The 22,886-nt window shown below is 39.3% G+C and carries 19 protein-coding genes and 1 tRNA gene; 6 read left to right on the top strand and 14 right to left on the bottom strand.

What is annotated here, in order from left to right; all coding sequences use genetic code 11:
• The first annotated feature begins 242 nt into the window (after positions 1–242).
• Positions 243–316: transfer RNA gene (locus CKW03_RS04220), tRNA-Met, on the top strand.
• A 262-nt stretch (positions 317–578) separates the two neighbouring features.
• Here the strand turns inward: CKW03_RS04220 and CKW03_RS04215 are convergent.
• The 3 genes from CKW03_RS04215 to CKW03_RS04205 form a co-directional block, all read right to left on the bottom strand.
• Positions 579–983, bottom strand: a complete 405-nt coding sequence (locus CKW03_RS04215; RefSeq protein ID WP_139185477.1) for a hypothetical protein — start codon at positions 981–983, stop codon at positions 579–581.
• Positions 984–1,146: 163 nt separating this feature from the next.
• A complete protein-coding gene (locus CKW03_RS04210; RefSeq protein WP_093098720.1) occupies positions 1,147–2,178 on the bottom strand; it encodes an ABC transporter substrate-binding protein in 1,032 nt (343 codons plus the stop codon).
• Between the two features lie 8 nt (positions 2,179–2,186).
• Positions 2,187–4,355: a TonB-dependent siderophore receptor gene (locus CKW03_RS04205; RefSeq protein WP_093098718.1), complete on the bottom strand. Its 2,169-nt coding sequence runs from the start codon at positions 4,353–4,355 to the stop codon at positions 2,187–2,189.
• Positions 4,356–4,599: 244 nt separating this feature from the next.
• Between CKW03_RS04205 and CKW03_RS04200 the strand changes: the two genes are divergently transcribed.
• Entirely contained in the window at positions 4,600–4,983 is a 384-nt protein-coding gene (locus tag CKW03_RS04200) for a diacylglycerol kinase (RefSeq protein ID WP_093098717.1), read from the top strand.
• Positions 4,984–4,995: 12 nt separating this feature from the next.
• Here CKW03_RS04200 and CKW03_RS04195 read toward each other — a convergent pair whose 3' ends face one another.
• On the bottom strand, positions 4,996–6,294 hold the full coding sequence (locus tag CKW03_RS04195) for a serine hydrolase domain-containing protein (protein ID WP_093098715.1): 1,299 nt from the start codon (positions 6,292–6,294) through the stop codon (positions 4,996–4,998).
• Between the two features lie 363 nt (positions 6,295–6,657).
• On the bottom strand, positions 6,658–9,072 hold the full coding sequence (locus CKW03_RS04190) for an outer membrane beta-barrel family protein (RefSeq protein WP_093098714.1): 2,415 nt from the start codon (positions 9,070–9,072) through the stop codon (positions 6,658–6,660).
• 263 nt (positions 9,073–9,335) lie between these two features.
• Between CKW03_RS04190 and CKW03_RS04185 the strand changes: the two genes are divergently transcribed.
• The 3 genes from CKW03_RS04185 to CKW03_RS04175 all read left to right on the top strand — a co-directional run bounded on the left by CKW03_RS04185 (position 9,336) and on the right by CKW03_RS04175 (position 13,182).
• Entirely contained in the window at positions 9,336–10,334 is a 999-nt protein-coding gene (locus tag CKW03_RS04185; protein WP_093098712.1) for a helix-turn-helix transcriptional regulator, read from the top strand.
• Positions 10,335–10,432: 98 nt separating this feature from the next.
• Positions 10,433–11,644: a bifunctional 3,4-dihydroxy-2-butanone-4-phosphate synthase/GTP cyclohydrolase II gene (locus CKW03_RS04180; protein WP_093098711.1), complete on the top strand. Its 1,212-nt coding sequence runs from the start codon at positions 10,433–10,435 to the stop codon at positions 11,642–11,644.
• A 104-nt stretch (positions 11,645–11,748) separates the two neighbouring features.
• Positions 11,749–13,182, top strand: a complete 1,434-nt coding sequence (locus CKW03_RS04175; protein ID WP_093098709.1) for an NAD-dependent succinate-semialdehyde dehydrogenase — start codon at positions 11,749–11,751, stop codon at positions 13,180–13,182.
• Positions 13,183–13,194: 12 nt separating this feature from the next.
• On the opposite strand, the gene CKW03_RS04170 is transcribed toward CKW03_RS04175, so the two are convergent.
• From CKW03_RS04170 to CKW03_RS04145, 6 genes are all read right to left on the bottom strand, one after another.
• Positions 13,195–13,701, bottom strand: coding sequence for a hypothetical protein (locus CKW03_RS04170; RefSeq protein WP_093098708.1), 507 nt, complete (start codon positions 13,699–13,701; stop codon positions 13,195–13,197).
• Between the two features lie 10 nt (positions 13,702–13,711).
• A complete protein-coding gene (hemJ, locus tag CKW03_RS04165) occupies positions 13,712–14,263 on the bottom strand; it encodes a protoporphyrinogen oxidase HemJ (RefSeq protein ID WP_093098706.1) in 552 nt (183 codons plus the stop codon).
• Positions 14,264–14,393: 130 nt separating this feature from the next.
• Entirely contained in the window at positions 14,394–15,419 is a 1,026-nt protein-coding gene (hemE, locus tag CKW03_RS04160; RefSeq protein WP_093099064.1) for a uroporphyrinogen decarboxylase, read from the bottom strand.
• An 11-nt stretch (positions 15,420–15,430) separates the two neighbouring features.
• Positions 15,431–15,946, bottom strand: a complete 516-nt coding sequence (locus CKW03_RS04155; RefSeq protein ID WP_093098705.1) for a hypothetical protein — start codon at positions 15,944–15,946, stop codon at positions 15,431–15,433.
• 8 nt (positions 15,947–15,954) lie between these two features.
• Entirely contained in the window at positions 15,955–16,662 is a 708-nt protein-coding gene (locus CKW03_RS04150) for a response regulator transcription factor (RefSeq protein WP_093098703.1), read from the bottom strand.
• Entirely contained in the window at positions 16,652–17,527 is an 876-nt protein-coding gene (locus CKW03_RS04145; protein ID WP_093098702.1) for a sensor histidine kinase, read from the bottom strand. The genes CKW03_RS04150 and CKW03_RS04145 overlap by 11 nt, the downstream gene beginning before the upstream one ends.
• Positions 17,528–17,647: 120 nt before the next feature.
• Here CKW03_RS04145 and CKW03_RS04140 point away from each other — a divergent pair, with 120 nt between their 5' ends.
• The gene (locus tag CKW03_RS04140) at positions 17,648–18,349 is read left to right on the top strand and encodes a YjjG family noncanonical pyrimidine nucleotidase (RefSeq protein WP_093098700.1); all 702 of its coding nucleotides are present in this window, start codon (positions 17,648–17,650) and stop codon (positions 18,347–18,349) included.
• A 27-nt stretch (positions 18,350–18,376) separates the two neighbouring features.
• Here CKW03_RS04140 and CKW03_RS04135 read toward each other — a convergent pair whose 3' ends face one another.
• The 3 genes from CKW03_RS04135 to CKW03_RS04125 are packed head-to-tail and all read right to left on the bottom strand — an operon-like array spanning position 18,377 to position 22,849.
• Positions 18,377–19,480, bottom strand: coding sequence for an SGNH/GDSL hydrolase family protein (locus CKW03_RS04135; protein WP_093098699.1), 1,104 nt, complete (start codon positions 19,478–19,480; stop codon positions 18,377–18,379).
• Positions 19,480–20,298, bottom strand: a complete 819-nt coding sequence (locus CKW03_RS04130; protein WP_093098697.1) for a 3-keto-disaccharide hydrolase — start codon at positions 20,296–20,298, stop codon at positions 19,480–19,482. The genes CKW03_RS04135 and CKW03_RS04130 overlap by 1 nt, the downstream gene beginning before the upstream one ends.
• A 58-nt stretch (positions 20,299–20,356) precedes the next feature.
• The gene (locus CKW03_RS04125; RefSeq protein WP_093098696.1) at positions 20,357–22,849 is read right to left on the bottom strand and encodes a TonB-dependent receptor domain-containing protein; all 2,493 of its coding nucleotides are present in this window, start codon (positions 22,847–22,849) and stop codon (positions 20,357–20,359) included.
• Between the last annotated feature and the right edge of the window lie 37 nt (positions 22,850–22,886).

Here is a 22,886-nt window from a genome sequence, read left to right as displayed (position 1 = left end):
AAATCCGTTATTCAAAAAAAACTACAAAAATCTTTTATTCACAAAAACAGCATTATTAACAGTGTAGAACTGCGTTAGATGGAGATGGTATCCTGAATTTCGCTAATTTTCTCTTGAGGCTATCCTTTTGAATATAAATTGATTGTAGGGATTCTGCTGAAAACCGAGGATTTGAAGTCTAAAATTGTATAAAATTTTCTTTGAAAATTATTCCTTATTGCTATCTTTGCATACCGAAAAACGGCGGGGTAGCTCAGATGGTTAGAGCGCAGGATTCATAACCCTGAGGTCGGCAGTTCGATCCTGCTCCCCGCTACTGGAAAAAAAGCTCGACTTACGTCGAGCTTTTTTAGTATTTAGTAGAAAGTATTTAGTATTTAGACTTCCTGCAGCCGTGCCGGGGGAATAAATATCAGTTACAGACTACATGAGTTCTATACTAATTACGCTTTTGACATTGAAAAAGGTAAGCCTAGTACGATCATTGCCATCAGGGAAAGGGTGTAATCCTTCAAATAAAAGAAAATGGACATATTATGGTTAAATGTTCACTTGATATATGGTTTAGGTATTGATCCCTAATCTTTCTGTTCCTTCTCCAATTCTTTGATTTTTCTTTTCACCTCTTTTCTGAACTGGATACTTTCTTGAAAGTGTTTCTTCCTCAAGAATTCCAATAAGTATACGGTCAAAGCTCCTCCAAAAATTGCGATCCCTATTTCGGATAGGACATCCAGAATAATTCTATCGACAAATTCACCAAATGCATCATCATCAAAGAAATAGCGCAGGAGTCTAACGCCGATGGTTAAGCCTAGGCCTAAAACAAAGAAATATTTCAAGAATTTGGCTTGGAAGATGGATTGATTGACCATGGAGTCCAGTTCTGTCGGATTCTTTTGATAATATTCAACGATTTCATCGGTAATGATAGGTTTTTCATTCCTGAGCGCAGATTCAAGGATTTTATCTTCTATATTCATCTTTTCATCAATCTTTAAGAAGATAAAGAATTTAAGGCATAAAATGTTTGCTGTAGGTAGGTAATACAAAAACATGGATAAATAGAAAGCTCGACTTTCATCGAGCTTTTTCTTATATGTAGAATATAGGCCGCAATGGGTCTATATGTAATTTTTCTACACATTATAGCAGTTCGACTAACCGATCTGCCTTTTCATTTCCATATAGTTTTTGCAATACTTCCGAGATTCTCTGGCTGGTTTGAGCACTATCGCCTTGGTATGCCCATTCATTTATCAATGTCGCTGTACATAGCGCTTTAAGGGTGTGCGGGTTGTAAAAGAACATCGGCTCCAGGTTAAAGATCTGCTTGTTTTGTATTGCGGGGATTCCTGCAAACTCTTTTCGATCATAGAAAAGATTTGGACTATCATTCCACATTACAATCATATCGGGGTTCCATTCTATGAGGGTTTCAGGATTAATGGTAGGAAATCCGACCTCGTAAGGGCAAACATTTTCAACCCCTGCCATGGTCAAGCACGAGTGCATCATCCCATTAATTCCGGTTGTAGAAAAGATCCTTCCGTGTGCTCCAGTAAAATATACCCGCCTCTTTTTATCTAAACCTGCCACTTCTCCCTGCATCCGCTTCACTTCTGATTTTGTATAGGAAACAATCTCTTCTGCTCTATCCTCTTTTCCGGTCAACATGCCTATATCCTCAACGGTCTTATAGACCTCGTCTTCTGAAATGGCATTCAAGGAATATACTTGGACACCTGCGTTACGAAGGGTTTCGATCAAATCCTTTTGTGTTGAGGCCGCTATAACCAAATCAGGTGATAGTTCGATAATGTTCTCTATATTCCCCTGATTATTCAAACCGGGGGCAGGGATTTTTCTTTCGGCAATCTCCGTACTCATTTTAGAATAATAAGGATATAGTTCTTTGCTCATGTATACATCATTGAATATGCCGACCAAGCTTTTTTCAGCACCCAAAACAAACAAAGCATCCAATCCCGGTTCATCCAAACAAACAATCCGCTTCACAGGCTTATCAAGATTGATTTTGACTCCTAGGGCATCTACGACCATGATGGCTGATTTACCTTCTTCTTTTGTCTTGTCTTGTGAAGAATTACAAGATACCATCAGGAATACTAGCATGATTCCCAGTAGGCTTGTTATGATGTTAATGGAATTTTTCATGTTGTTGATTATAAGTTAACACGTAGGGAAAGTCTTGCATGGATTGGAGCCATCTGAACCCAATAGTACATATCATTTGCACCATTTCTCCATGCTGTTGAATACATTTTCCTGTTCAATACATTATTTACGATAAGGTTTATTTTATATTTTTCATTATTCCATCCTGCCCCAACATCTAATCGGAAATTATCTTCAAGAGGTTGCGAAGTGGCATTTGGAAACCTTTCTGTCCTTCCCATCAAGAGCTGATAGCCAGCGGACAAAGAAAAGCCACTTAGTTTTTGAATGGGCAGATAATAATTCAGCCAAGTATTCTGGATATGTTTTACCAAATTGGGGGTTGCCCTTCCAATAAGTTCTGGATTATATTCATCTTCGGTGATTTCTGAATCCGTATAGGCATAGTTGACGATGGCATTCAAGCCTTTGGCGAGTTGACCTTTCATATCAAATTCAAATCCTCTGGATTGGCTAACCCCGGTCTGATAGATCAAGTTGGAGGTAGGATCGACAGAAACCAGCTGATTACGTTCGATATGATATACTGCCAAGGTTGTATTCCATCTTCCTTCAGCCCAATCGCGTTTGAAACCTAGTTCATAATTGATCCCTCGGATGGGTTTCAAGGCATTTCCTTCTACTGAAATACCCGATTGCGGCAAGTAAGTGCGATCATGCAAAAAGTACAGGGAAGCATCTTTCGTCAGGGAATAATTAACCCCCAGTCTTGGCGTCAAAACCAGGTCGTCGGTTTCGGTTTTTGCTCCGTAGTCGGTAGAGTTTCCATTCGAGGCCGTCAACCGCAAGCCAAGTGTAATCCTTAATCTATCATTCAACATGCTCAGTTCGTCCATGGCATAAACTGATGCATAGAATAGTCTTCTTTCTACGATATTTCCTTCAGAATAGAAATCATTTTCAGAGGCAAAGTCACCCCCAATGCCATTATTCATGATGGTGGTTGAATAGACCGGATTGGAAATGGAAAGAGGATAAACTGCGGTGGCAGTACCCCAAGTATCCCGACTGTTGGATGATTTATTATTGATATCGACTCCTGTAATGAAATTATGTTTTAGTCTACCAGTATTGAAATTGCCATTCAGATAAAACTGGGTAGAAAAGACATTGTATTTATTGGAATCATAGACTAAATTTCGGTCTAGGATATCTGGGTTTTGCTTATTGGCACCATTTACCCAAAAAATGGACCCATCATATCCCATCGTGATATAACTGGCTTTGGCGGTAAACTCCCAATTATTCTTAAAACTGTTTTGGTAGGTCAAGAACATATTATGGTCATTGCCTGAAAAAGGACGGACGCTTGGATCTGTAATGGTAAAATCATTGGGCAGTGTACCATATCCATAAGGCGACATTTGGGCTTCGCTCAACAATAGGTAATTTAGTTGTTGGTAAATATATTCTGCCGTTATTGAAGACCTCTCATTGATCTGGTATTTTAAGGATGGAGCAAAAAGAATTCTGTTGTTTCGATCATGTTCCATAAAACCATTGGCTTTCATCCCCATTAAGTTCAGTCGATATTGAAGTTTTTCTGCTCCTTCAAACTTCCCATCTAGGTCTACCGCTGCCCTCAATTGATTAAAACTACCCATTAATACGTCGATGCTCCGGCGGGTTTCACCTGTTGGCTTTTTGGTGACCACATTATAGGATCCTGCTGGATCGCTCATGGCATGCATAAAGCCTGCTGGACCTTTCAGAAATTCTACCCGATCAATTATCGCAACATCATCCCCAATTGGACCTTTTCCTAAGGGTCTCAAATCCACGCCATTTCTTTGCGCTGAAATATAGCCAGCTCTTGAATAAATATCAGGTGAAATACCATTATGCAGTTCTTCACGCATTGTTCCACTAACGTTTCTCGTCAAGCTTTCATTCAAGTTGGTTACGGCTTGGTCACGGAAAATCTCGCCATCAAGGATTTGAATATTTTGGGAGGTATTCAACAGGGAAGTGCGAAGCCTCAATCCTTCAGACATCTCTTTGATATTATATCGCTTGTAATACTTTGATGTGACTTCTACCTCTTCCACTTGATAGACTTTTAATGTATCGGCTGTTAATTGGTCCTTATTCTGCGCCTTCAAGATTATAGGCAGCATAAAACACATTCCTAAAAAGAGTTTTTTGTTAGTTAGCATAGAGCATGAGTTTGTTTATTTTCTCATTCTCAAAGGAAATAAAATGCTATTAAAGGGGTATAAGTGCGATATTAGAATGAAATTAGAATTCAGTTTTGATCGTTTTTTAATTGAAATCTTATTTTTTCATGACAAAAGAATTTATTCTTTAATAATCTCATTAATTGTCCCTACCTTATTTCTAATACACAGGATTTGATACCTTTGAAAAAATTCGGTCCGCAATTATTTACAACAGAAAGAAATGTCCAAAGAAAAAGAACCCTTCAGCCTAAAAAAAAGAATCAAGAGTTTCGAGTATTCCTTTGCTGGATTAGTACATCTTTTTAGGCTTGAACATAATGCTAGGATACATGCCATTGCTGCAATCTTGGTAGTCATTGCGGGATGCATGCTTGAAATCAGCAGTATGGAATGGGTGGCCATAGTTATTTGTATAGGTCTTGTTTTAGTGACAGAAACCTTGAATACTTCGATAGAAAATATCTGTGACCATTTGACCACAGATATTCATCCTCATATTAAAATCATCAAAGACTTAGCGTCTGGCGCTGTATTAATTAGTGCCATAACCGCTGTTGTCGTTGCATTGATTATTTTTTTACCGAAAGTCCTCAGTTTGATTTAAGAACCATCTTTTTTATTTCTTGTTCAACAGATAGTTGGCTACTGCATCATAAGCTGGCAATGAATATGGGTCATTGGCGGTATTGCTCGCTATTGGATGGGAAGCTAATCTCACCAAGACCATTTCAGCAGTTGGGTCAATGTAGATTGTTTGCCCATGCACTCCCCTAGCACAGAAAGCTCCATTTTTATTATTGGATATCCACCACATATTGCGGTAACTCCAGTTCTTTAGATTGGTATAACCAGCTTTAGCGAAATCAGATTTTTTACCTCCTTTACGGATATCGTCAATAACTTCCTTTTTCAAGACCTGTTTTCCATTGAATTGACCATTGTTTCGGATCATCTCACCAAACATGGCTAAATCCCTGAGGTTAGCATTAAAGCCTCCACCAGCAAATGCGATTCCAGACCGATCGATTTGATAATACCCATCGTGATGAGCTCCAATTGGTTTCCAGATCTTTTCTGAGAGCAATTCAGGAATACTTTTCCCAGTGGCTCGACTAATGATCCACCCCATAGCATCGGTATTAATGGTTTTATAACCAAAAGCCTCGCCATGTTTTCCGGCTTTCTTCACGGTCTCCAAAAACTCATAATAATTGGTAGGTCCCTTATAATCTTTTGGAACTGGAACTGGATTTCCTGCTGCTGAAAACACCCAAATATCTGCATTGGGATCAGCATAATCCTCCGAATAATCTAAAGAGGTAGTCATATCTAAAACCTGCCTGACCGTTGCATCTCCAAAAGCAGAGTTCTTTAATTCTGGAACATAATCTTGGACTAATTTATTCTCATCCAATATCCCCTCAGCAACTAAACTAGCCCCTAATGTTCCGGTAAAGGTCTTGCTAACAGACATGACCGCATGCGTACCTTCTTGGTCCAGCTCGGCAAAATACTTTTCATAAACGATTTTCCCTTTATGCAATACGATAATGCCATCTGCATAATTTTTCGACAATGACTCCTCAAAGGTAACTGGAGATTTTTCTCCAAGGGGTACAAAGGTAACTTTGTCCAACTCCGCATCGACGTCACTTTCAAAGTCATAGCGGTCATTTTGGGTGGCCTGAACCACTTTGGTTGGCATAAATTCACGCATGTGGCAAACACTGTAGCGTAAGCCCGGGAATTGGAAAAAACTGCCATCAAATAGCGATAAGGTGCTGTCTTTCGCAGGAGGGAATCCTTTCATCCATCCCATCAGTTTTGGATCAGATTGTTCTGCTGTTAAATGGTTTTGTGCGCTCAAGGTAGTACAGATTGATAAGTTGACTAAACAGATTAATAGTTTTTTCATAGCAATTCAAAGGTAGTCTATCTAAATTAATAGCTGAAGGCAAAAAATTGTTTGGAATGAATCAATAGTACGCGATGGGATATCGAATCTCGTCAACTACTTGTTAATATAGTGTAGATATTTGTTAATTAAGGCAAAGTTCTTTAAGGCTAATTATATTATTTTCGATTATTCAGAAACATGTAAGAATTTGTAAAAAGATTTGATATGTGGGGAATAATTAACCTAAACCTATTTTACAGGATTAATACATTTCCTCACATTTAATTAAATCATTGCTATTAAAGAGTTAGTTAGTCAATATAGTTTTTAATTTGGTTTAAATCCACCTTGGGGAAGGTGGATTTTTCATATTAATGGGTTTTAGTTCCCTCCTCTTACGCGGTTCTGTTCTTCATTGTCTTTTTTCTTTTGTCTTCCATTGAGTTCCTTTCCTAGTTTTATGGTTGCTGAAAAGATGAAAGTCCTACTGTCAAGATTAAAGTTCTGGTTCATCCTTACTCCACCAGCGTATGATTCAGTTTGATAAGTCATCGATTTAAAAATATCATTGACTGCTAATTTTAGGCTGACCTTGTCTTTCCAAACGTTTTTCATCAGTCCAGCCGATACAAAACCAAAGCCTTTTTGGCGCAAAACGCCATCTGTCTGTGGAGAATTGTATTGACCGTTTATTTCAAATGACCATTTCTTTGGGAGTTTGAAGATATTATTGGATTGAATAGCATAGGACCATTCCCTATTATCGATGGATTCATTGTTGAACTTACCAAAATAATGGTTTTCAAAAATGTTAGCATTGTTGATACTGGTCCAAAAGTTTATTGGAGAATAGGAATGGTTGATATTGACACCTTTGTTCCTAAATCCCTCAATATTCGCAATCGATCGAATAGTGACATTTTGGGCTGGAAGTTGGGTCAATACACTCGTCATCACATCCTTTACATCGGTATAATAGAAGGATGCATGGAGATTCTTTCCAAAACTATAATTCAATTCAAAAGCATTGGCCAACTCAGGTTGCAACAAGGGATTTCCTTCGTAAAAGACAAATGCATCAATGTAATATCGAAAAGGATTCAGGTCTTCATAATCTGGCCTATTGACTCTTTTACTGTAGGAAAACTGAACACTATGTTTTTCACCAATTTTTCTAGTGATTGAAGTACTTGGAAACCAATTGGTATATTTTCTTTCATTTTGGAGATTACTGGTCAATTGATTACCTAAGGAATAGGTGTTTTCAACCCTTATCCCAGCAGTAAAATTCCAGTTATTCGACTCCAAATGATAGTTAACATAGCCCGCATGAATGTTCTCGTTGTAAAGGAAATGATTGCTGGTACTTCCATCATTAACCCAATTCCCTGCTTTTAGGGTATCATTGATTGCATTATTATCAGCGTTCATAAAGCTGCTTTTCCATCCCAGCTCTAACCTCTGATGGCTATTGATATGCTGCAAATAATCCAGCTTGCCGACATAAAGTTGAGTAATGGATGGAGTTTGGTTTTTTCTCTTCGAAAGAAAAGCAGGCTGATGGATGGTTTTTTGGAAATCCGAAATCAGTTGCTGATCGGCTTTATAATGTGCATGTAGGTATTCAAAATCGGCTGATAACAAATTGTCGTTAGAACCTATTTTCTGCTGCAAATTGGCCATCAGGGTATGGGTGTTCCATTTACTGATATTACTGTTATTGGTTAGTGAGTTGGAAATGAGTTCTTCATTACTGAACAGGATATTATTATAGCCTTCATTAAAGTTCTTATAAGTACCGAAGCTTCCAGTCCAACCGATACCCAAGCTTAGCTTTTCATTGGCCTGAAAATCAACTCCTGCTTTTGCGTTATTGGTCTGGAGGGGTTCATTGGTATGGGAATATTGAATTGACTTCCTGGCTAAGGATTCTGATGGGTTCCTTTCAAAAAAACGATTCAATGTTCGAAACTCCTCTTCGCCTCGAAACCCCTTGTCAAATCCTAAGATAAAATTCCAATTGTCCTTTTGGCTGTTCAGGTTTAAACCCGCCCCATACCTTTCTTTCCTTCCTGCGCCTCCGTAGCTATTTACGGACAGATTGAAACCAGCCTTTTTATCATTCTTCATGACAATGTTGATCATGCCTCCCATTCCTTGAGCGTCGTATTTAGCCGAAGGATTCGTAATCAGCTCTACACTTTTTATGGAGGATGAGGAGGTACCTTTAAGCAAGGTAGCAAGGTCTCTAGGTGAAAGGTAGGATAATTTACCATTAATCATGACCGCAACATCAGACTTGCCTCGCATACTGATATTTCCATCATCATCTACCTTGACTGCTGGAGCTCGTTGAAGGATCTCTAAAGCAGTCATACCGTCAGCGAGGATGCTGTTTTCAATGTTGATGACCATGCGGTCCGAGAGTCTTTCAATTAACTTTCTTTCACCTTTGATTTCAATCTCTTCTAGGGATTGAGCTGAAGGAAGCAAAGTAATATTTCCCAAATTCACCTGCTTTGAAGCCACAGGAATATCTTTTCTAATAAAATTTGAATAGCCTAAATAGGAAATTATTAAATCATAATTACCATAAGGTAATTCGAACGAGAAAGAGCCATTTTTATCAGTTGAAATAGATTTTTGGGTTTGATTAGAAATTGATTTGATCGATACGGTAACTTGACTAAGGGGGGCATTATTTTCATCATGCACCCGACCATTTACAATGGATTGGGCATGGAGAGTAACGGAAAACAACAACAGGAGTGTGCATAGTTTGATTTGTAATAACATAATAAAAAATTAATATTCATTGTATTTCTGTTGTTTTCATAGATAGAATGTTTAATTACGGGTAATTATCTTCATCTAATTTCACCTTTCAAGCCAGTCTGGAACCAACCAACTGATAAGGAATTCGTGTATAAAACACGAGGAAGGCAGACAGCTCCCCAATACTGCCTAGGAATCTATTTAGAATAATTATAAATAATGCTGCAAAAGTATTACTTTTGAATACCTTTTGATAACATCTAAAGGATATTCAACAACAAATAATGGATAAATTGCAGTCAGTGACATTAAAGGAATTCTATGGTAAAGAGCATTTGAAAGACCTTTTGTCTAGTCCTGCCAACTTCCAAATAGCCAATGGATTTTCATCCAAGCAGCTTTCCAATGAATTTGTGGAAGGTAAATTATTAAAATACCATGAGGATTCGATTTCTATTACCTATCAAGAATGGGACTTATCCAAATCCTTCAAACTAAGGGTCAAGCATGCATCGCATTTGATTAAAGTACAGTTCGAGATAGAAGGATACTCCCACTTTGAGAGCCAGGACAATTATTGTATCATCATCCCTTCCAATCATTATCAATTTATCAATATCCCCAATCCAGATGGCCATATTACCTACAGCAGTTCCCGTAAAGTTTTGGACATCTACATGGAACAAGAGTTTCTATTCCAGTTATTAAGAACGCAAGGCTATTCCGACCAGCAATTAAAAGCCCATTTCCTATTAAATAACTATACGTTCTGCAGACAGGCAACCCCGATTACGGCACAGCAACAACAGCTGATCCAAGAACTTCTCAATCATCAATATCAATCCGATTTCGCAAAACAGTTCATCCGAATTAAGGCAATTGAATTAATGATTACGGTATTTGCAGGAGCTAGCAACCAGATCAATCAAGTCAAATGGATCCAATCGGATATTGATACTATGATGTCAATAAAGGAGTTTTTGGATGAAAACTATCATCAGGACCTTCGAATCAAAAGTTTGAGTAGGCAATTTGGGATAAATGAATTTAAACTTAAAAATGGCTTCAAGGACCTATTTGGAGATACTGTCTTTGGCTATATCAGAAGACAAAAAATGAAGAAAGCAAAGGAGCTCTTGAGAAATCCTGAATTGGAAATCAAAGAAATCGCCTATTTAATAGGCTTTAAATACGCCCATCATTTCTCGAAGGTGTACTTGGATCATTATCAGATTCGACCAAGTGAGTATAGAAACAAGCATATGGTCGCTGAGGGAGGTTAGTTTCAATTGAGGTTACTTTCCCAATAGCGTTTTTTATGACAACATACTTATAAAATAATGGCTAAATACCCCTACCTTTGCAGTAATATTTAAAACAAATGAAAATTCAATTAAATACGATTGAAGAAGCAATCGAAGACATTAAAGCTGGAAAGGTTATCATTGTTGTAGACGATGAAGACCGTGAGAATGAAGGAGACTTTGTAACCGCAGCTAGAAATGCCACTCCTGAGGTCATTAACTTTATGGCTACTCATGGTAGAGGATTGGTATGTGCTCCATTGACCGAAGAACGTTGTAAGGAATTAAACTTAGGTTTAATGGTCAACAACAATACAGCAGTTTATGAGACAAACTTCACTGTATCTGTAGACCTGCAGGGTTATGGCTGTACCACTGGTATTTCAGCCTCCGATCGTTCAAAAACAATCAAAGCCTTAATTGATCCCAATATCAAACCAGAAGAACTAGGTCGTCCTGGTCACATCTTCCCATTGATCGCCAAAGATGGTGGTGTATTGCGTAGAACTGGCCATACCGAAGCTTCTGTCGATTTGGCGCGTCTTGCGGGTTTTGAACCTGCTGGTGTATTAGTCGAAATCCTTAAAGATGATGGTGAAATGGCTCGTCTTCCTGATTTGATAAAGGTAGCCGAGAAATTCGACCTTAAGATCATCTCTATTGAAGATTTGATTGAATATCGCTTGAAGCATGATACTTTGATCCAAGAAGAAGTAAGTGTTGAAATGCCTACGGAATGGGGTGATTTCAAAATGAAAGCATTTACCCAAAAGAATACTGGCGAACAACATTTAGCACTTTATAAAGGCGAATGGAAAGAAGATGAACCCATCCTAGTACGTGTGCACAGCTCATGTGTGACAGGTGATATCTTCGGTTCTTGCCGTTGCGACTGTGGACCACAACTTCACAAAGCCATGGAAATGATCCAGAAAGAAGGAAAAGGTATTGTCGTTTATATGAACCAAGAAGGTAGAGGAATCGGCCTTGTCAATAAATTACATGCTTATAAACTTCAGGAAACTGGTATTGATACGGTAGATGCAAACCTTGAACTAGGCTTCAAACCTGATTTACGTGATTACGGAGTGGGTGCTCAGATCTTGAGACATATGGGTGTTACTAAAATGCGCCTAATGTCCAATAATCCTACTAAACGTGCTGGCTTGATCGGTTATGGTCTTGAAGTGGTAGATAATGTGCCAATCGAAATCATTCCCAACAAATACAACGAAGAATATTTGAAAACTAAAAGAGACAAAATGGGTCACACCCTAAGTAATCTTTAAAATATAATAATGGAGGCCTAAAAACCTCCATTTTGTTTTATCCAAGGTCTTACCCATGGAGAGAAACATTTCCCATCTCCATTTGTTCGAATAAAAAATTGACTATGAAGAATTCCCTATTAATAGAAAAAGCATATTTGAATGGATCTTTTATCAGTTCCAAAGAAACATTTGATGTCATTAATCCCTCCACTTTAAAGCCAGTTGGTTCTTTGCCAAATCTGACCGTTAAAGACTGTCAGAAATTCATTGACACAGCCTACAAAGCTTGGGATTCTTGGAAAAATACGCCTGTTGGCGAAAGGTCTAAAGTCTTAAGGAACTTATATAACCTGATCAATGAACACAGGGAGGAACTTGCAGAGATCATGACCCTAGAAAGCGGCAAACCCATTAAAGAATCGCTTACAGAGGTAGATTATGCCAATTCCTTTATCGATTGGTTTGCTGAAGAGGGAAAACGTGCGTATGGCGAAACCATTCCATCATTGGCCGGCAATGCTAGGATGCAAACCATCAAACAAGGAGTAGGAGTCGTTGCTGCAATCACCCCTTGGAATTTCCCATTGGCGATGATCACCCGCAAAGTAGGTCCCGCCTTGGCAGCTGGCTGTACTGTGGTATTGAAACCCGCTTCCCAAACACCTTTCTCCGCGATTGCATTGGCTAAACTAGCAGATGAAGCTGGAGTACCTAAAGGCGTATTGAATGTCATTACCTCCAAGGACAGTAAAGGAATAGGAAAAGAACTGGCAACAAACGACAAAATTAGAAAGATTTCCTTCACGGGGTCCACTTCGGTTGGTCGCACCCTGATGGAACAAGCCGCTTCAACTATCAAAAGAATCTCCTTGGAACTAGGTGGGAATGCTCCATTCCTAGTGTTCAACAATGCCGATATCGACAAAGCTGTTGAAGGTGCGGTAGCAGGTAAATTCAGGAATACAGGACAAACTTGTGTCTCGATCAACAGATTCTATGTGCAGGAAGGAGTATATGAAGAATTCACCGAAAAACTAACGCAAGCTGTAAATGCCTTACAAGTCGGTGATGGATTAAAGAAAACATCACAGGTTGGACCATTGATCAACGAAGAAGGACTTAAGAAGGTCGAAGAACATGTGCAGGACGCCATTGATAAAGGAGCAAAAGTAGAAACTGGAGGAAAGGCCATGAAAGGCTTGTTCTATGAACCAACGGTACTTTCCAATATGCCAGCACACAGTGTCATAGCAACAGAAGAAACCTTCGGTCCTATATGCGCCTTATTTAAATTCAAAACGGAAGAGGAAGCTATCAAATTAGCAAACGATACTCCTTTTGGATTAGCATCCTATTTCTTCAGCCAAGATGTTCATCAATGTTTCCGTGTGTCTGAGCAGCTAGAAGCAGGAATGGTCGGTGTCAATACAGGATTGATTTCGAATGCTTCAGCACCTTTTGGAGGTGTTAAGCAATCTGGATTAGGTCGAGAAGGTTCAAAATATGGACTCGATGAATACATCGAAGTAAAATATATCTGTTTTGGAGGTAATTAACCTCCAAAACATCTACCAAATATGATATCTCAAGCCCAACATCACATAGTTGGGTTCCGTAACTTCATCTTTAAATTGATATTTCACTTTATATCCCGTATAAAGCGATAAAGCCACTGACGGGAAATAATAACTGATTCCCACTTGGCCATTGGCTTTCGTAAAGTTTTCCTTTCTAGGCATAGGCTCATCACCTTCAGCACCTACAGCATTCTCATAAGTAAAAAACTCTTGACCCAATCCGGCACCTAAAAAGATGTTGAAATTAGACTTTTCCTTATTAAAAATGCTAACTACATAGTCCGCACCTACCGCCAATAGATCTCCCCTACCATGAATCTGAGCTTGAACAGCAGAACGGTTGGTGAAATCGTACTTACCTTGTACACCGAAACTAGCGTCATAGGCCGCATCATCCAATTTCAAGTCACTATAGATCCCAAAGGCCCAATCATGCTCTTGAGCATGCAAGGCAATAGGAAAAACAAACGCGCAAAAAATCCAAAGTAATCTCTTCATAGCATAAATATTAGTCAACTTGTTCCCCTTTACTCTTTCGGTATTTCTTATAAAGCTTAACAAGTATCATCAGTAAAATCCCTAAACCAAAGATTCCTAATACCCCAAACACCCAACCAATGGCAGATTTAAGGATAACCAGAAACACTATGGCAAACAATATGATCGTAGAAACCTCATTCCACATCCGCAGTTGCGTGGAAGTCCAATTCGATTGTTCATCCCTTAACTTAAACATGATGTTTTGGGAAATAAAATGATAGACGATCAAGGCCGTAACAAAGCCCAACTTCACCTGCATCCATCCTGTAGACAACAGCGCTGGATTGATATAAAGCATGACCAAGGCTGAAATAACAACGATATACATCGAGGGCGTGGTAATCACCCACCACAGCCTATTTTCCATAATGATGAATTGCTTATGCAAAACCTGATATTCTACATCAGATTTCTGCTTGGCTTCCGTATGATAGACAAACAACCTGGGCATATAAAAAAGCCCAGCCATCCAACAGATAACAAAAATAATATGGATTGCCTTCGCGTATAGATAGACCATAATTTGTATTAATCCTCAAAAATATAAATTAAATCAGCAAATATTGACATGATAGGGTAAGGAATTAAGAGCTAAAACGAAAGGAGCTGCCACATCGTGACAGCTCCCCATATCTTAATTTGATAAATTCTTAGTATCTGAATTCCTTAATGGTTTCCACAGCGTATTTCACGTTGTCAAAAGGAATATCAGGCATGATACCATGGCCAAGGTTAAAGATAAAGCCATTCTCTCCGCGCATACGCTCGAATAGATCCAAGATCTTCTTCTTGATTACAGGTTTATCCGCATAAAGCACGAATGGATCCAAGTTACCTTGAACTGCCATATTGCTTGGCAATGATTTTTTGATGTTCAATAGATCAGCATTCCAATCCACAGATACGACATCCGGTTGTGCTTCTGCCATGATTGGAGCAAACACAGAACTTCCCTTACAGAAAGAAATAACAGGAACGTCTTTTCTGTTCAACTTAGAAATAATGTATTTGTTGTATTTATGCGAAAACTCTTGGTAATCGTTCCATGATAATGCCAATGCCCAGCTATCGAATAACTGCAAAGCATTCACCCCTGCTTCGATCTGCATATTCATGTAATTGATGGTTACATCAGCAATCTTTTGCAAAATAGAATGAGCCAACTCAGGTTGATTGTTCAACAATGTTTTGGTCAATTTGAAATCTTTGGAAGAACCACCTTCTACCAAATAGCTCAAAATCGTAAATGGAGCCCCCGCAAAACCGATCAATGGAACTTTCCCATCCAAACGGCCTTGAATTACTTTGATGGCATCCCCTACATACTGTAGCTTATCCAAACAATCTACCGATAGATTCTCGGCATCTTGCACTGTCCTAATCGGATTGGAGAACCTCGGACCCACACCTTGTTCAAAGGATAGGTCTCCGCCCATTGCCTCGGCCGTAACCAAGATATCCGAAAATAAAATAGCTGCATCAACACCTAATAGGTCTATTGGCAGCATGGTAACATCTGCGGCAATCTCAGGGGTTTTGCACATTTCCAAGAAAGAATACTTGTTCTTGATTTCCCAATATTCTTTCATAAACCTTCCTGCTTGACGCATCATCCATACTGGAGGTCGTTCCGTAGGCTGCGACAAGGCAGCGCGAATCAATAGATCGTTTTTCAAATTTTTGTCCACTACTTATTCTTATTTACTTCGTTTTGTATTTTCTCAATAATTGACTGTTGTCTGGCGGTCAGCCTCAATTTATTCGCCACATCTAAATAGGCCTGCACTCTTTCATAATCATGCTTCCTCAAATTGATGTTCGCTAAATTGATCAAGACCATCCCCTTCTCATTATCCTTTCGCCAAGGCAATCGGGAAGCTAATTGAAAATGATATTCCGCCTCCTCAATGTTATCCTCTTTCAAGGCAATATTGCCCATCATAAACTCATAGAAGTTTCTTCTCCCTTTTCTAAGTTTATCTGGGTTCTTGATCTCAGCCAGCAATCTTTTTGTTTTCTCGTAATCCTGTTTATGAAAAGCCTGGGTCGCCAAATAAACGGTACCCTCTTTCAGATAGCTCCATACCAAGTAGGTGATCCCTCCAAAGATATAGACCGCTATATTATAATGCTTAGCATAAATGGCATACAATAGAAAAGCAATCGCAATTGCGATTACTATTTTTCGAGCTTGATTAGTCATCTATTCGTTTAGTTCGAGTTGTCTGTAAATTTATAACCAACTCCACGGATGGAATGGAAATAAATCGGATGCTTTTGATCAGGTTCAAAATACTTCCTAAAGGTCAAGATAAAATTATCGATCGTACGGGTTGATGGATATACATCATAATTCCAAACGGTCTCTAGGATTTGCTCACGAGAAACAGCCTCATTTCTACGCTCAATCAATAATTTAAGCAACATGGTCTCTTTCTTCGTCAAAGAAGTAATGCTACCATCTGCATGATGCAGTTCAAAGGAGTTAAAATAGATCGTCTTATCACCAATCGTGTATGAATTCAACTCTTTTAAATCATCCCCTTTCATACCACGGCGGATCAAGTTGCTCACACGTAAAATCAGCTCTTCCAAATTGAATGGCTTCACCAAATAATCGTCTGCTCCTTTTTTAAGACCTGTGATACGATCTTCTGAACTGTTTTTGGCGGTCAAGAACATAATTGGAACTTCAGAATTCTGAAGCCTAATGGTTTCTGCCACCTGGAAGCCATCGATTTCAGGGATCATCACATCTAGGATAATCAGGTTAAATCGTTCTTCCTTAAATATTTTTAATGCTTTTTTACCATCTGTGGCCGTGGTCACACGGTAGCCTTCAAGTTCTAGATTCAACTTGATCGCTTCCAACAGATGTTCTTCATCTTCAACTAATAGTATACGTTGTTTAGTTTGCATAATTTTCAAAAATTACTTCAAAGATACTTCCAGTAGGAGTATTATCCTTTACCCTAATGGTTGCATTGTGTTTTTGTAATACTGTCTTAACAATATATAACCCTAAACCAGTGCCTTTGGTTTTTCGGGTCGCTTCACTACCTACTCTATAAAACTTATTAAATATAAGTTTTTTTTCATCATCAGGTATTCCTTCACCATGATCTGTTACCGAAAATAACAGGTTGTTGCCCTGTTTCTTCAACTTTACATAAACAGTGGCACATGGAGGAGAGTATTTCACGGCGTTCTCAATCAAGTTGGTGATCACATTACTGATCGCAAATTTGTCCGCCTTCAATTCAATTTCTTGATCTAGCTCAGGCTTAATGACTTGGGATTTACAGGCATTCTTTTGCAGTCGATCAACGATCTGCTCTACCAATTCGGTGACATTGAAAGCCTCTTTCGGCAACTGATAGGCCCGATTCTCTAATTTGGTGGTCAACAAAATATTTTCAACCAAATCATCCAAGCGTTCGATATCCTTCAGGGAATTCCCTAAAAAGACCTTTTGCTGCTCACGATCCAGGTCGCGCTTCAAAATCGTTTGGATATACAGTTTGACAGATGCTAAGGGAGATTTAAGTTCATGCGTAATGGCCAGTAGGAAATTCTGCTGCTGCTGACTGATCTCATGCTCTCTTTTCACATGTCCCTTGAGCTTCAAAGCTCCCCAAATAAAAATGAGCAAGAATATCAGACCTTCTCCTATGATCATCCCCTTGCGGTCAGGTTCAAATTTAACTAAGATAAATCCCCACCAGAATAATTGGGTAATCGCATAAAAGACAAGAAAATAAAATAGAAATAAAGCTTTTCTCATACTTGACGTTTCCTGCGCAAATGTACTCAAATACGGCTTCATTAGGAAGCAAGCAAGACTTTATGACAGTAAACTTAGATTCCTGGTTGATTCAGCGAGCGATTGCCCTTATATTTGCACATGTTCAACGATAAAAAACACTTATTTTTCGATTTAGATCATACCATTTGGGATTTCGACAGAAATGCCAAAGAAACCTTGCATGAGCTTTATTTCAGATATTCCTTCAATGATATCTTCAATAATCCGACCTCAGAAAGCTTTATCGCCACTTATACGGAAAACAATCATCGTTTGTGGAACCTGTACCATCATGGAAAAATTGACAAACCTACCTTAAGAAAGCTCAGATTTGCCGATACATTTACCCAATTAGGTGTCAATCCGGAATTGTTCCCCTTAGCCTTTGAAGAAGAATACCTTGAAATCTGTCCTACTAAAACCAACCTTTTCCCTAATGCCCACGAGACCTTAGGATACTTAAAGGACAGATATACCTTGCACTTAATCTCTAACGGCTTCAAAGAAGCTTGTGAGAAAAAATTGCAGCATAGCAATCTAGCCCCCTACTTTGAGACCATAGTTATTTCAGAGATCATCGGCATCAACAAACCCGATATCCGCATCTTTGAACATGCATTGAATAATGGTGGAGCAAATAAGACCGAAGCGGTCATGATTGGTGACAATTTAGATGCAGACGTACGTGGAGCGCAGAATGCCGGCCTAGAAGCCATTTTCTTCAATCCTCTGGAGGTAGAGAAACCTGAGGATGTGAATCACATGATAAAAGATTTGAAAGAATTACAACAGCTATTTTAATCCTAATAGCTGTTGTAAACCAATATTCTACTTCAAGATTCTCTTCAATAATTTAGTATAGGCATCTGCTATTTTTTCCATTCCAAAATCATTCGGATGGGCATAGTCAACCGTTGAATTCCTATCTAATCCGATTTCCTTTTCAGACAACCAATACAGGTTCTTGTCCCCTTTCCCTTGCAGCGCTTTCACTGCCTTTTCAGCAACTCTGGAACGGCTCTCGTAATCCGCATTAGTTTTCAGGTTATAGACCCCAGGAACCTCACTGGAACTATGAGCAGCAATAACGATTGCTGTTTTCGGATGCAACTCCCTGATCGTCTTTACCGCATTCTGGATCAATCCAGTCAATTTCGCTGCTCCATCTTCTCCAGATACCGAAAGATTGGGAATACAATCCAATATAAAAACAGCAGCATCTTCCTGCTTGATCAGGTCTAAAATAGGTTGTTCCAATCTTCCATTGCCACTGAAGGCCAAATTAATAACCTCATGGTCAAAGTTCCTACCCATCCAATTCGTCCAACCCAATCCCGGTCTTGATGCACAAGCTCCTTGTGCAATAGAAGTACCATATATCACAATTGGCTTACTTTCCCTATGCAGAAAGCTCAAATCCCCTGTTGTACCTATCTCCATCCATTTCACGGCATTATAGAGTGGCAGGTACAATCTATAGGTATTTTCAGGACGAACTCCAAAATCTTCAAATTTATAGCTTATGGTATCTTTAAAGCTATATTTTCCATGGATCCAATTCCAGTCCTTTTCATTGTTTGCCTTGGTATAGAGATCCAAACCGCTTACCCCAGTTGTGGGCATATGCGGCATATTCAAACCTTCTGTCACTTGATATCTCACAGTAAATGATGGAGCTGAAGTCTGGAACTCCACATACACACCAGCTGCATCTTGTCCCAAATTCCAGACTGGTTCCCGAACCTCATCTTTTAGGCCCAATGGCAATCGAGCATATCCATCGCTGGCGTCAATTGCCTTTACTCTACCTTCCAGGGCACTCTCCTTCAGCACATCATGCCATTTCATCTCCTGGGCTGATGCTAGGACTGCCAGCATACAAAAAAGAGAGCTCAAAAAGCTCTCTTTCCAATGTCTTATCGATTTAAACATTATAATTCTTTAACAGTGATATTTCTCAACCATACATCGTCACCGTGATCTTGGAATCCAATCACACCTGATTTCGATTTTCCGCCAACATTATTCAATAACTCAAATGCCAAAGGCCATTTTTCCTTACTGAATTTACTAGCTTCTAACAATTGAGTCCATTCCGGAGTCCACAATTCATATTCCACAACTTTCTCGTCGTTCTGGTAATGAGTTACTTTTCCTTTGCTTACCACGATCTTAGCTCTGTTCCACTCTCCTGCAGGAAATGCATTCTGAGGTTTTGCTGGGATCATATCATACAATGAAGATGATTTACGGTTGCCATCAACACCTTGTTTCGCATCAGGGTGGTTTTCATTATCCAATAATTGGAATTCTGGACTTGAAATATAGATTGGCTGTCCTTTGATCTCTTTTGCCAAGAAGAAGGTTCCAGAGTTTCCTCCTTTTGAAATCTTCCATTCAAATTCAAGTTCAAAGTTTTTGAAATCATGAGCGAAGATCAAATCGCCACCTTCAGGGTTCTGAACACCGGCAGGTGCTTTTGAAAACTTCAACGTTCCATTATCAATGCCCCATTTACTAGGCACATGGTCCTTGCCGTAGCCTCTCCATCCATTCAATGATGTTCCATCAAATAAAACGTATGCTCCAGCGGAGTTCTTTTTAAAATCTTTAAGGGATACTTTAGGCAGATCAAGTACTTCATAGGCAGGAACATCTGCTCCTTTTGGCGTGGTAGCGTTCTTAGTTGCACATGAGGCAACTGTCAATCCGATTGCGCCTACTAATACATACATAAAGTTTCTTTTCATAGTATAAAGTTGATTAAGTAAAAATCTAATTTAATTATTCTTATCGTAAAATCAAGTATTAAAATTGTTGACCGCCCATATCATCCATGTCTGGTCCTTGTTGTTCACGATCTTTCCTTCCAAAATTTTGGAGACCAAAACGATAGGTAAATGATAGGGTAATCATCCTTTTCATCCAACGATGCGAAAACTGCATTTCACGGTTTGGAAGGTAATTGTGCATTTGGAATTTACGCGTGTTGAAGGCATCTCTTACGTTCAACATCAAACTGCCCTTATTCTTCAACACCTCCTTTTTCAAGGCCACATCCACACCTTTCATCGGCTCCATCTCTCCCTGCATGGTCTTCATTCCACTTCTATAATCTCCACGGACCTGCGCAGAAAAAGTAGGCGTAATCTTGAAGTTCGTCGTCAGGTTTCCGTTCCAGTTAAAGGACTCTCTTCCTTCTAGTCCCAAACCTGCTTTCGGATGAAAAGTTATCTGTGAAAGGTTCGCATTGGCTGTAACATCCCACCACTTGGTTAGATTTACTTTGGAAATCAACTCAAAGCCCATCGCATCAAGATCAGAAGCATTTTCCCATTTCATATAGGTCACATTCGTTCTATCCCCTACAATATCAGCAATCAAGCTTTCATCATAGATAACAGGCTGGGTTTGGTCATTTACTCGACGATAAAACACGGAGGAAATAAAATTCCATTTCTCATAAAACTTGGAAAAGCTCAATTCAGTGGAATGGATATCCTCTGGCAACAAATTCGGATTACCTTGACGGTAGTTCTGAACATCTGAAACATCGATAAACGGGTTCACCTGCCAACCTCTTGGACGCTGAACACGACGAGAATAGCTTAACTGCACCTTGTCCCCTTGTCCCTTACCTACGGCATAGCTCAAGAATACACTCGGGTATAAACGGAAATAATCCAATTTACCTTGATCTTTCTTAATGATACTTGGGTTATCTAAATCATGCGAATAGATATTGGTATTCAGGTTCGCTTGCTCCGCTCTTAATCCTACTTGTGCACCAAACTTCTCCGTAATCTGTTTTTGGTAATTCGCATAAAGGGCATGCACGGTGCTCGCCATGTCAAAATCGTTCGTAATTCTATAATCCGGAATAAACTGCTGGGTCACTGAATCCAGTTCTTCTGAATATTGGCTCTCATCAGAATACCTTAAGATACTGCGATATCCAGCTTCAAATTTATGGTTCTCCCCTAATGGCAATACATAATCCAATTGCATATTCCAGTTCTTACCCGATTCCGAAGTGTTATTCACGCGTTTAAGGTCTGCATTTCCATTGGCAAAAGTTTGATGGAAATCATTGACTCCATCTTCCGTGTCATAGCCAAAGGAGACATTTGCCGTCAATTCCTCCCCCTCACGCTTCAAAGTACGTTTGAAATCAACTTGGGCATCAATTCCCAAATCATCTTCATTCTGCAAGGAATTACGGAAACTGGTCGTTCCTAAACCAGGAACATTCCAATAATTATAATTGATATCGTTCCCGCGTTCATTATCCCGTAAGCTCAAGTTTGTGGTCAAACTCAAGGTGGTCTTATCGTTCATATAATAATCCGTACCGAATCGGATCGTATGGTTATAACCTAATCGATTGCTTTCCTCGATACTTTGGGTCCTGGGACTCTCGTTAGTAATTCCGCCATTGACATAATCGATATTATCAGAAAAACCGCTACCTAAGTTATTACGGCGGCTGAAATTATAATTTCCAAAATAATTCACTTTGCCATCCCTATAATTCAGGGTCACCCCGGCATTTGCATTCTCATAGGAACCACCTGAGGCCGTAACTGATCCATTCAGACCCAAACGGGCATTTTTCTTTAAGATAATATTGATGATACCTGATTGTCCTTCCGCATCATACTTCGCTGAAGGATTCGTGATGATCTCCACCTTGGCAATTGCATCTGCTGGCAAAGATTGTAAGAAAGCATTAATGTCCGATCCTGCCATAGCCGACTCCTTTCCATCAACCAAAAAGCGTACACTACTCGATCCACGCAAACTGATGCTACCATCAGACTCTACTTGCAAGGTTGGCACATTACCCAAGAGGTCCTGTGCTGATCCGCCCACGCTGACCATACTTTGGGAAACATCGAACACCTTTTTGTCAATGCCGATCTGAAGGTCAGGAACTCTACCTTGAACAACTACTTCAGAGATCTTTTCCCCTTCTTCAGCTAAGACAATTGAACCTAAGTCAATATCCTTTCCTGCCGTAACAACAAAATTATTACGGGTATAGGTAGAAAAACCAATATAGGTCACTTGTAGGTTATAGGTTCCAGGATCTACATCCGGGATAGAAAAAGAACCATTGGAGCCAGTTTGTTGTCCACGGATATAGGCATTATTCACGTTCGACAGCAAGCTTACACTGGCACCGATCGCCGGTCTGACACTATCTTGTTCTAAAATCCGACCTTTTATATCGACTTTCTGGGCAAATAAAATAATAGGAAATAATAAAAATAAACTGCTTAGGCATCTTTTCAATAGCATTTTGGATCTTTCTTAGTGTTTTCAGCTACAAAGTTGC

This window comes from Sphingobacterium mizutaii (assembly GCF_900187125.1).
GTDB classification, from domain to species: domain Bacteria; phylum Bacteroidota; class Bacteroidia; order Sphingobacteriales; family Sphingobacteriaceae; genus Sphingobacterium; species Sphingobacterium mizutaii.
The sequence above is the reverse complement of the archived record's forward strand: the minus strand, read 5'-3'. Positions and strand labels throughout refer to the sequence as shown.

What these genes read in the sequence shown, in the direction of transcription:
- CKW03_RS04215 (WP_139185477.1), bottom strand. Translation starts at nt 983, where the DNA reads ATGAATATAGAAGATAAAATCCTTGAATCTGCGCTCAGGAATGAAAAA.
- CKW03_RS04210 (WP_093098720.1), bottom strand. Translation starts at nt 2,178, where the DNA reads ATGAAAAATTCCATTAACATCATAACAAGCCTACTGGGAATCATGCTA.
- CKW03_RS04205 (WP_093098718.1), bottom strand. Translation starts at nt 4,355, where the DNA reads ATGCTAACTAACAAAAAACTCTTTTTAGGAATGTGTTTTATGCTGCCT.
- CKW03_RS04200 (WP_093098717.1), top strand. Translation starts at nt 4,600, where the DNA reads ATGTCCAAAGAAAAAGAACCCTTCAGCCTAAAAAAAAGAATCAAGAGT.
- CKW03_RS04195 (WP_093098715.1), bottom strand. Translation starts at nt 6,294, where the DNA reads ATGAAAAAACTATTAATCTGTTTAGTCAACTTATCAATCTGTACTACC.
- CKW03_RS04190 (WP_093098714.1), bottom strand. Translation starts at nt 9,072, where the DNA reads ATGTTATTACAAATCAAACTATGCACACTCCTGTTGTTGTTTTCCGTT.
- CKW03_RS04185 (WP_093098712.1), top strand. Translation starts at nt 9,336, where the DNA reads ATGGATAAATTGCAGTCAGTGACATTAAAGGAATTCTATGGTAAAGAG.
- CKW03_RS04180 (WP_093098711.1), top strand. Translation starts at nt 10,433, where the DNA reads ATGAAAATTCAATTAAATACGATTGAAGAAGCAATCGAAGACATTAAA.
- CKW03_RS04175 (WP_093098709.1), top strand. Translation starts at nt 11,749, where the DNA reads ATGAAGAATTCCCTATTAATAGAAAAAGCATATTTGAATGGATCTTTT.
- CKW03_RS04170 (WP_093098708.1), bottom strand. Translation starts at nt 13,701, where the DNA reads ATGAAGAGATTACTTTGGATTTTTTGCGCGTTTGTTTTTCCTATTGCC.
- hemJ (WP_093098706.1), bottom strand. Translation starts at nt 14,263, where the DNA reads ATGGTCTATCTATACGCGAAGGCAATCCATATTATTTTTGTTATCTGT.
- CKW03_RS04155 (WP_093098705.1), bottom strand. Translation starts at nt 15,946, where the DNA reads ATGACTAATCAAGCTCGAAAAATAGTAATCGCAATTGCGATTGCTTTT.
- CKW03_RS04150 (WP_093098703.1), bottom strand. Translation starts at nt 16,662, where the DNA reads ATGCAAACTAAACAACGTATACTATTAGTTGAAGATGAAGAACATCTG.
- CKW03_RS04145 (WP_093098702.1), bottom strand. Translation starts at nt 17,527, where the DNA reads ATGAGAAAAGCTTTATTTCTATTTTATTTTCTTGTCTTTTATGCGATT.
- CKW03_RS04140 (WP_093098700.1), top strand. Translation starts at nt 17,648, where the DNA reads ATGTTCAACGATAAAAAACACTTATTTTTCGATTTAGATCATACCATT.
- CKW03_RS04135 (WP_093098699.1), bottom strand. Translation starts at nt 19,480, where the DNA reads ATGTTTAAATCGATAAGACATTGGAAAGAGAGCTTTTTGAGCTCTCTT.
- CKW03_RS04130 (WP_093098697.1), bottom strand. Translation starts at nt 20,298, where the DNA reads ATGAAAAGAAACTTTATGTATGTATTAGTAGGCGCAATCGGATTGACA.
- CKW03_RS04125 (WP_093098696.1), bottom strand. Translation starts at nt 22,849, where the DNA reads ATGCTATTGAAAAGATGCCTAAGCAGTTTATTTTTATTATTTCCTATT.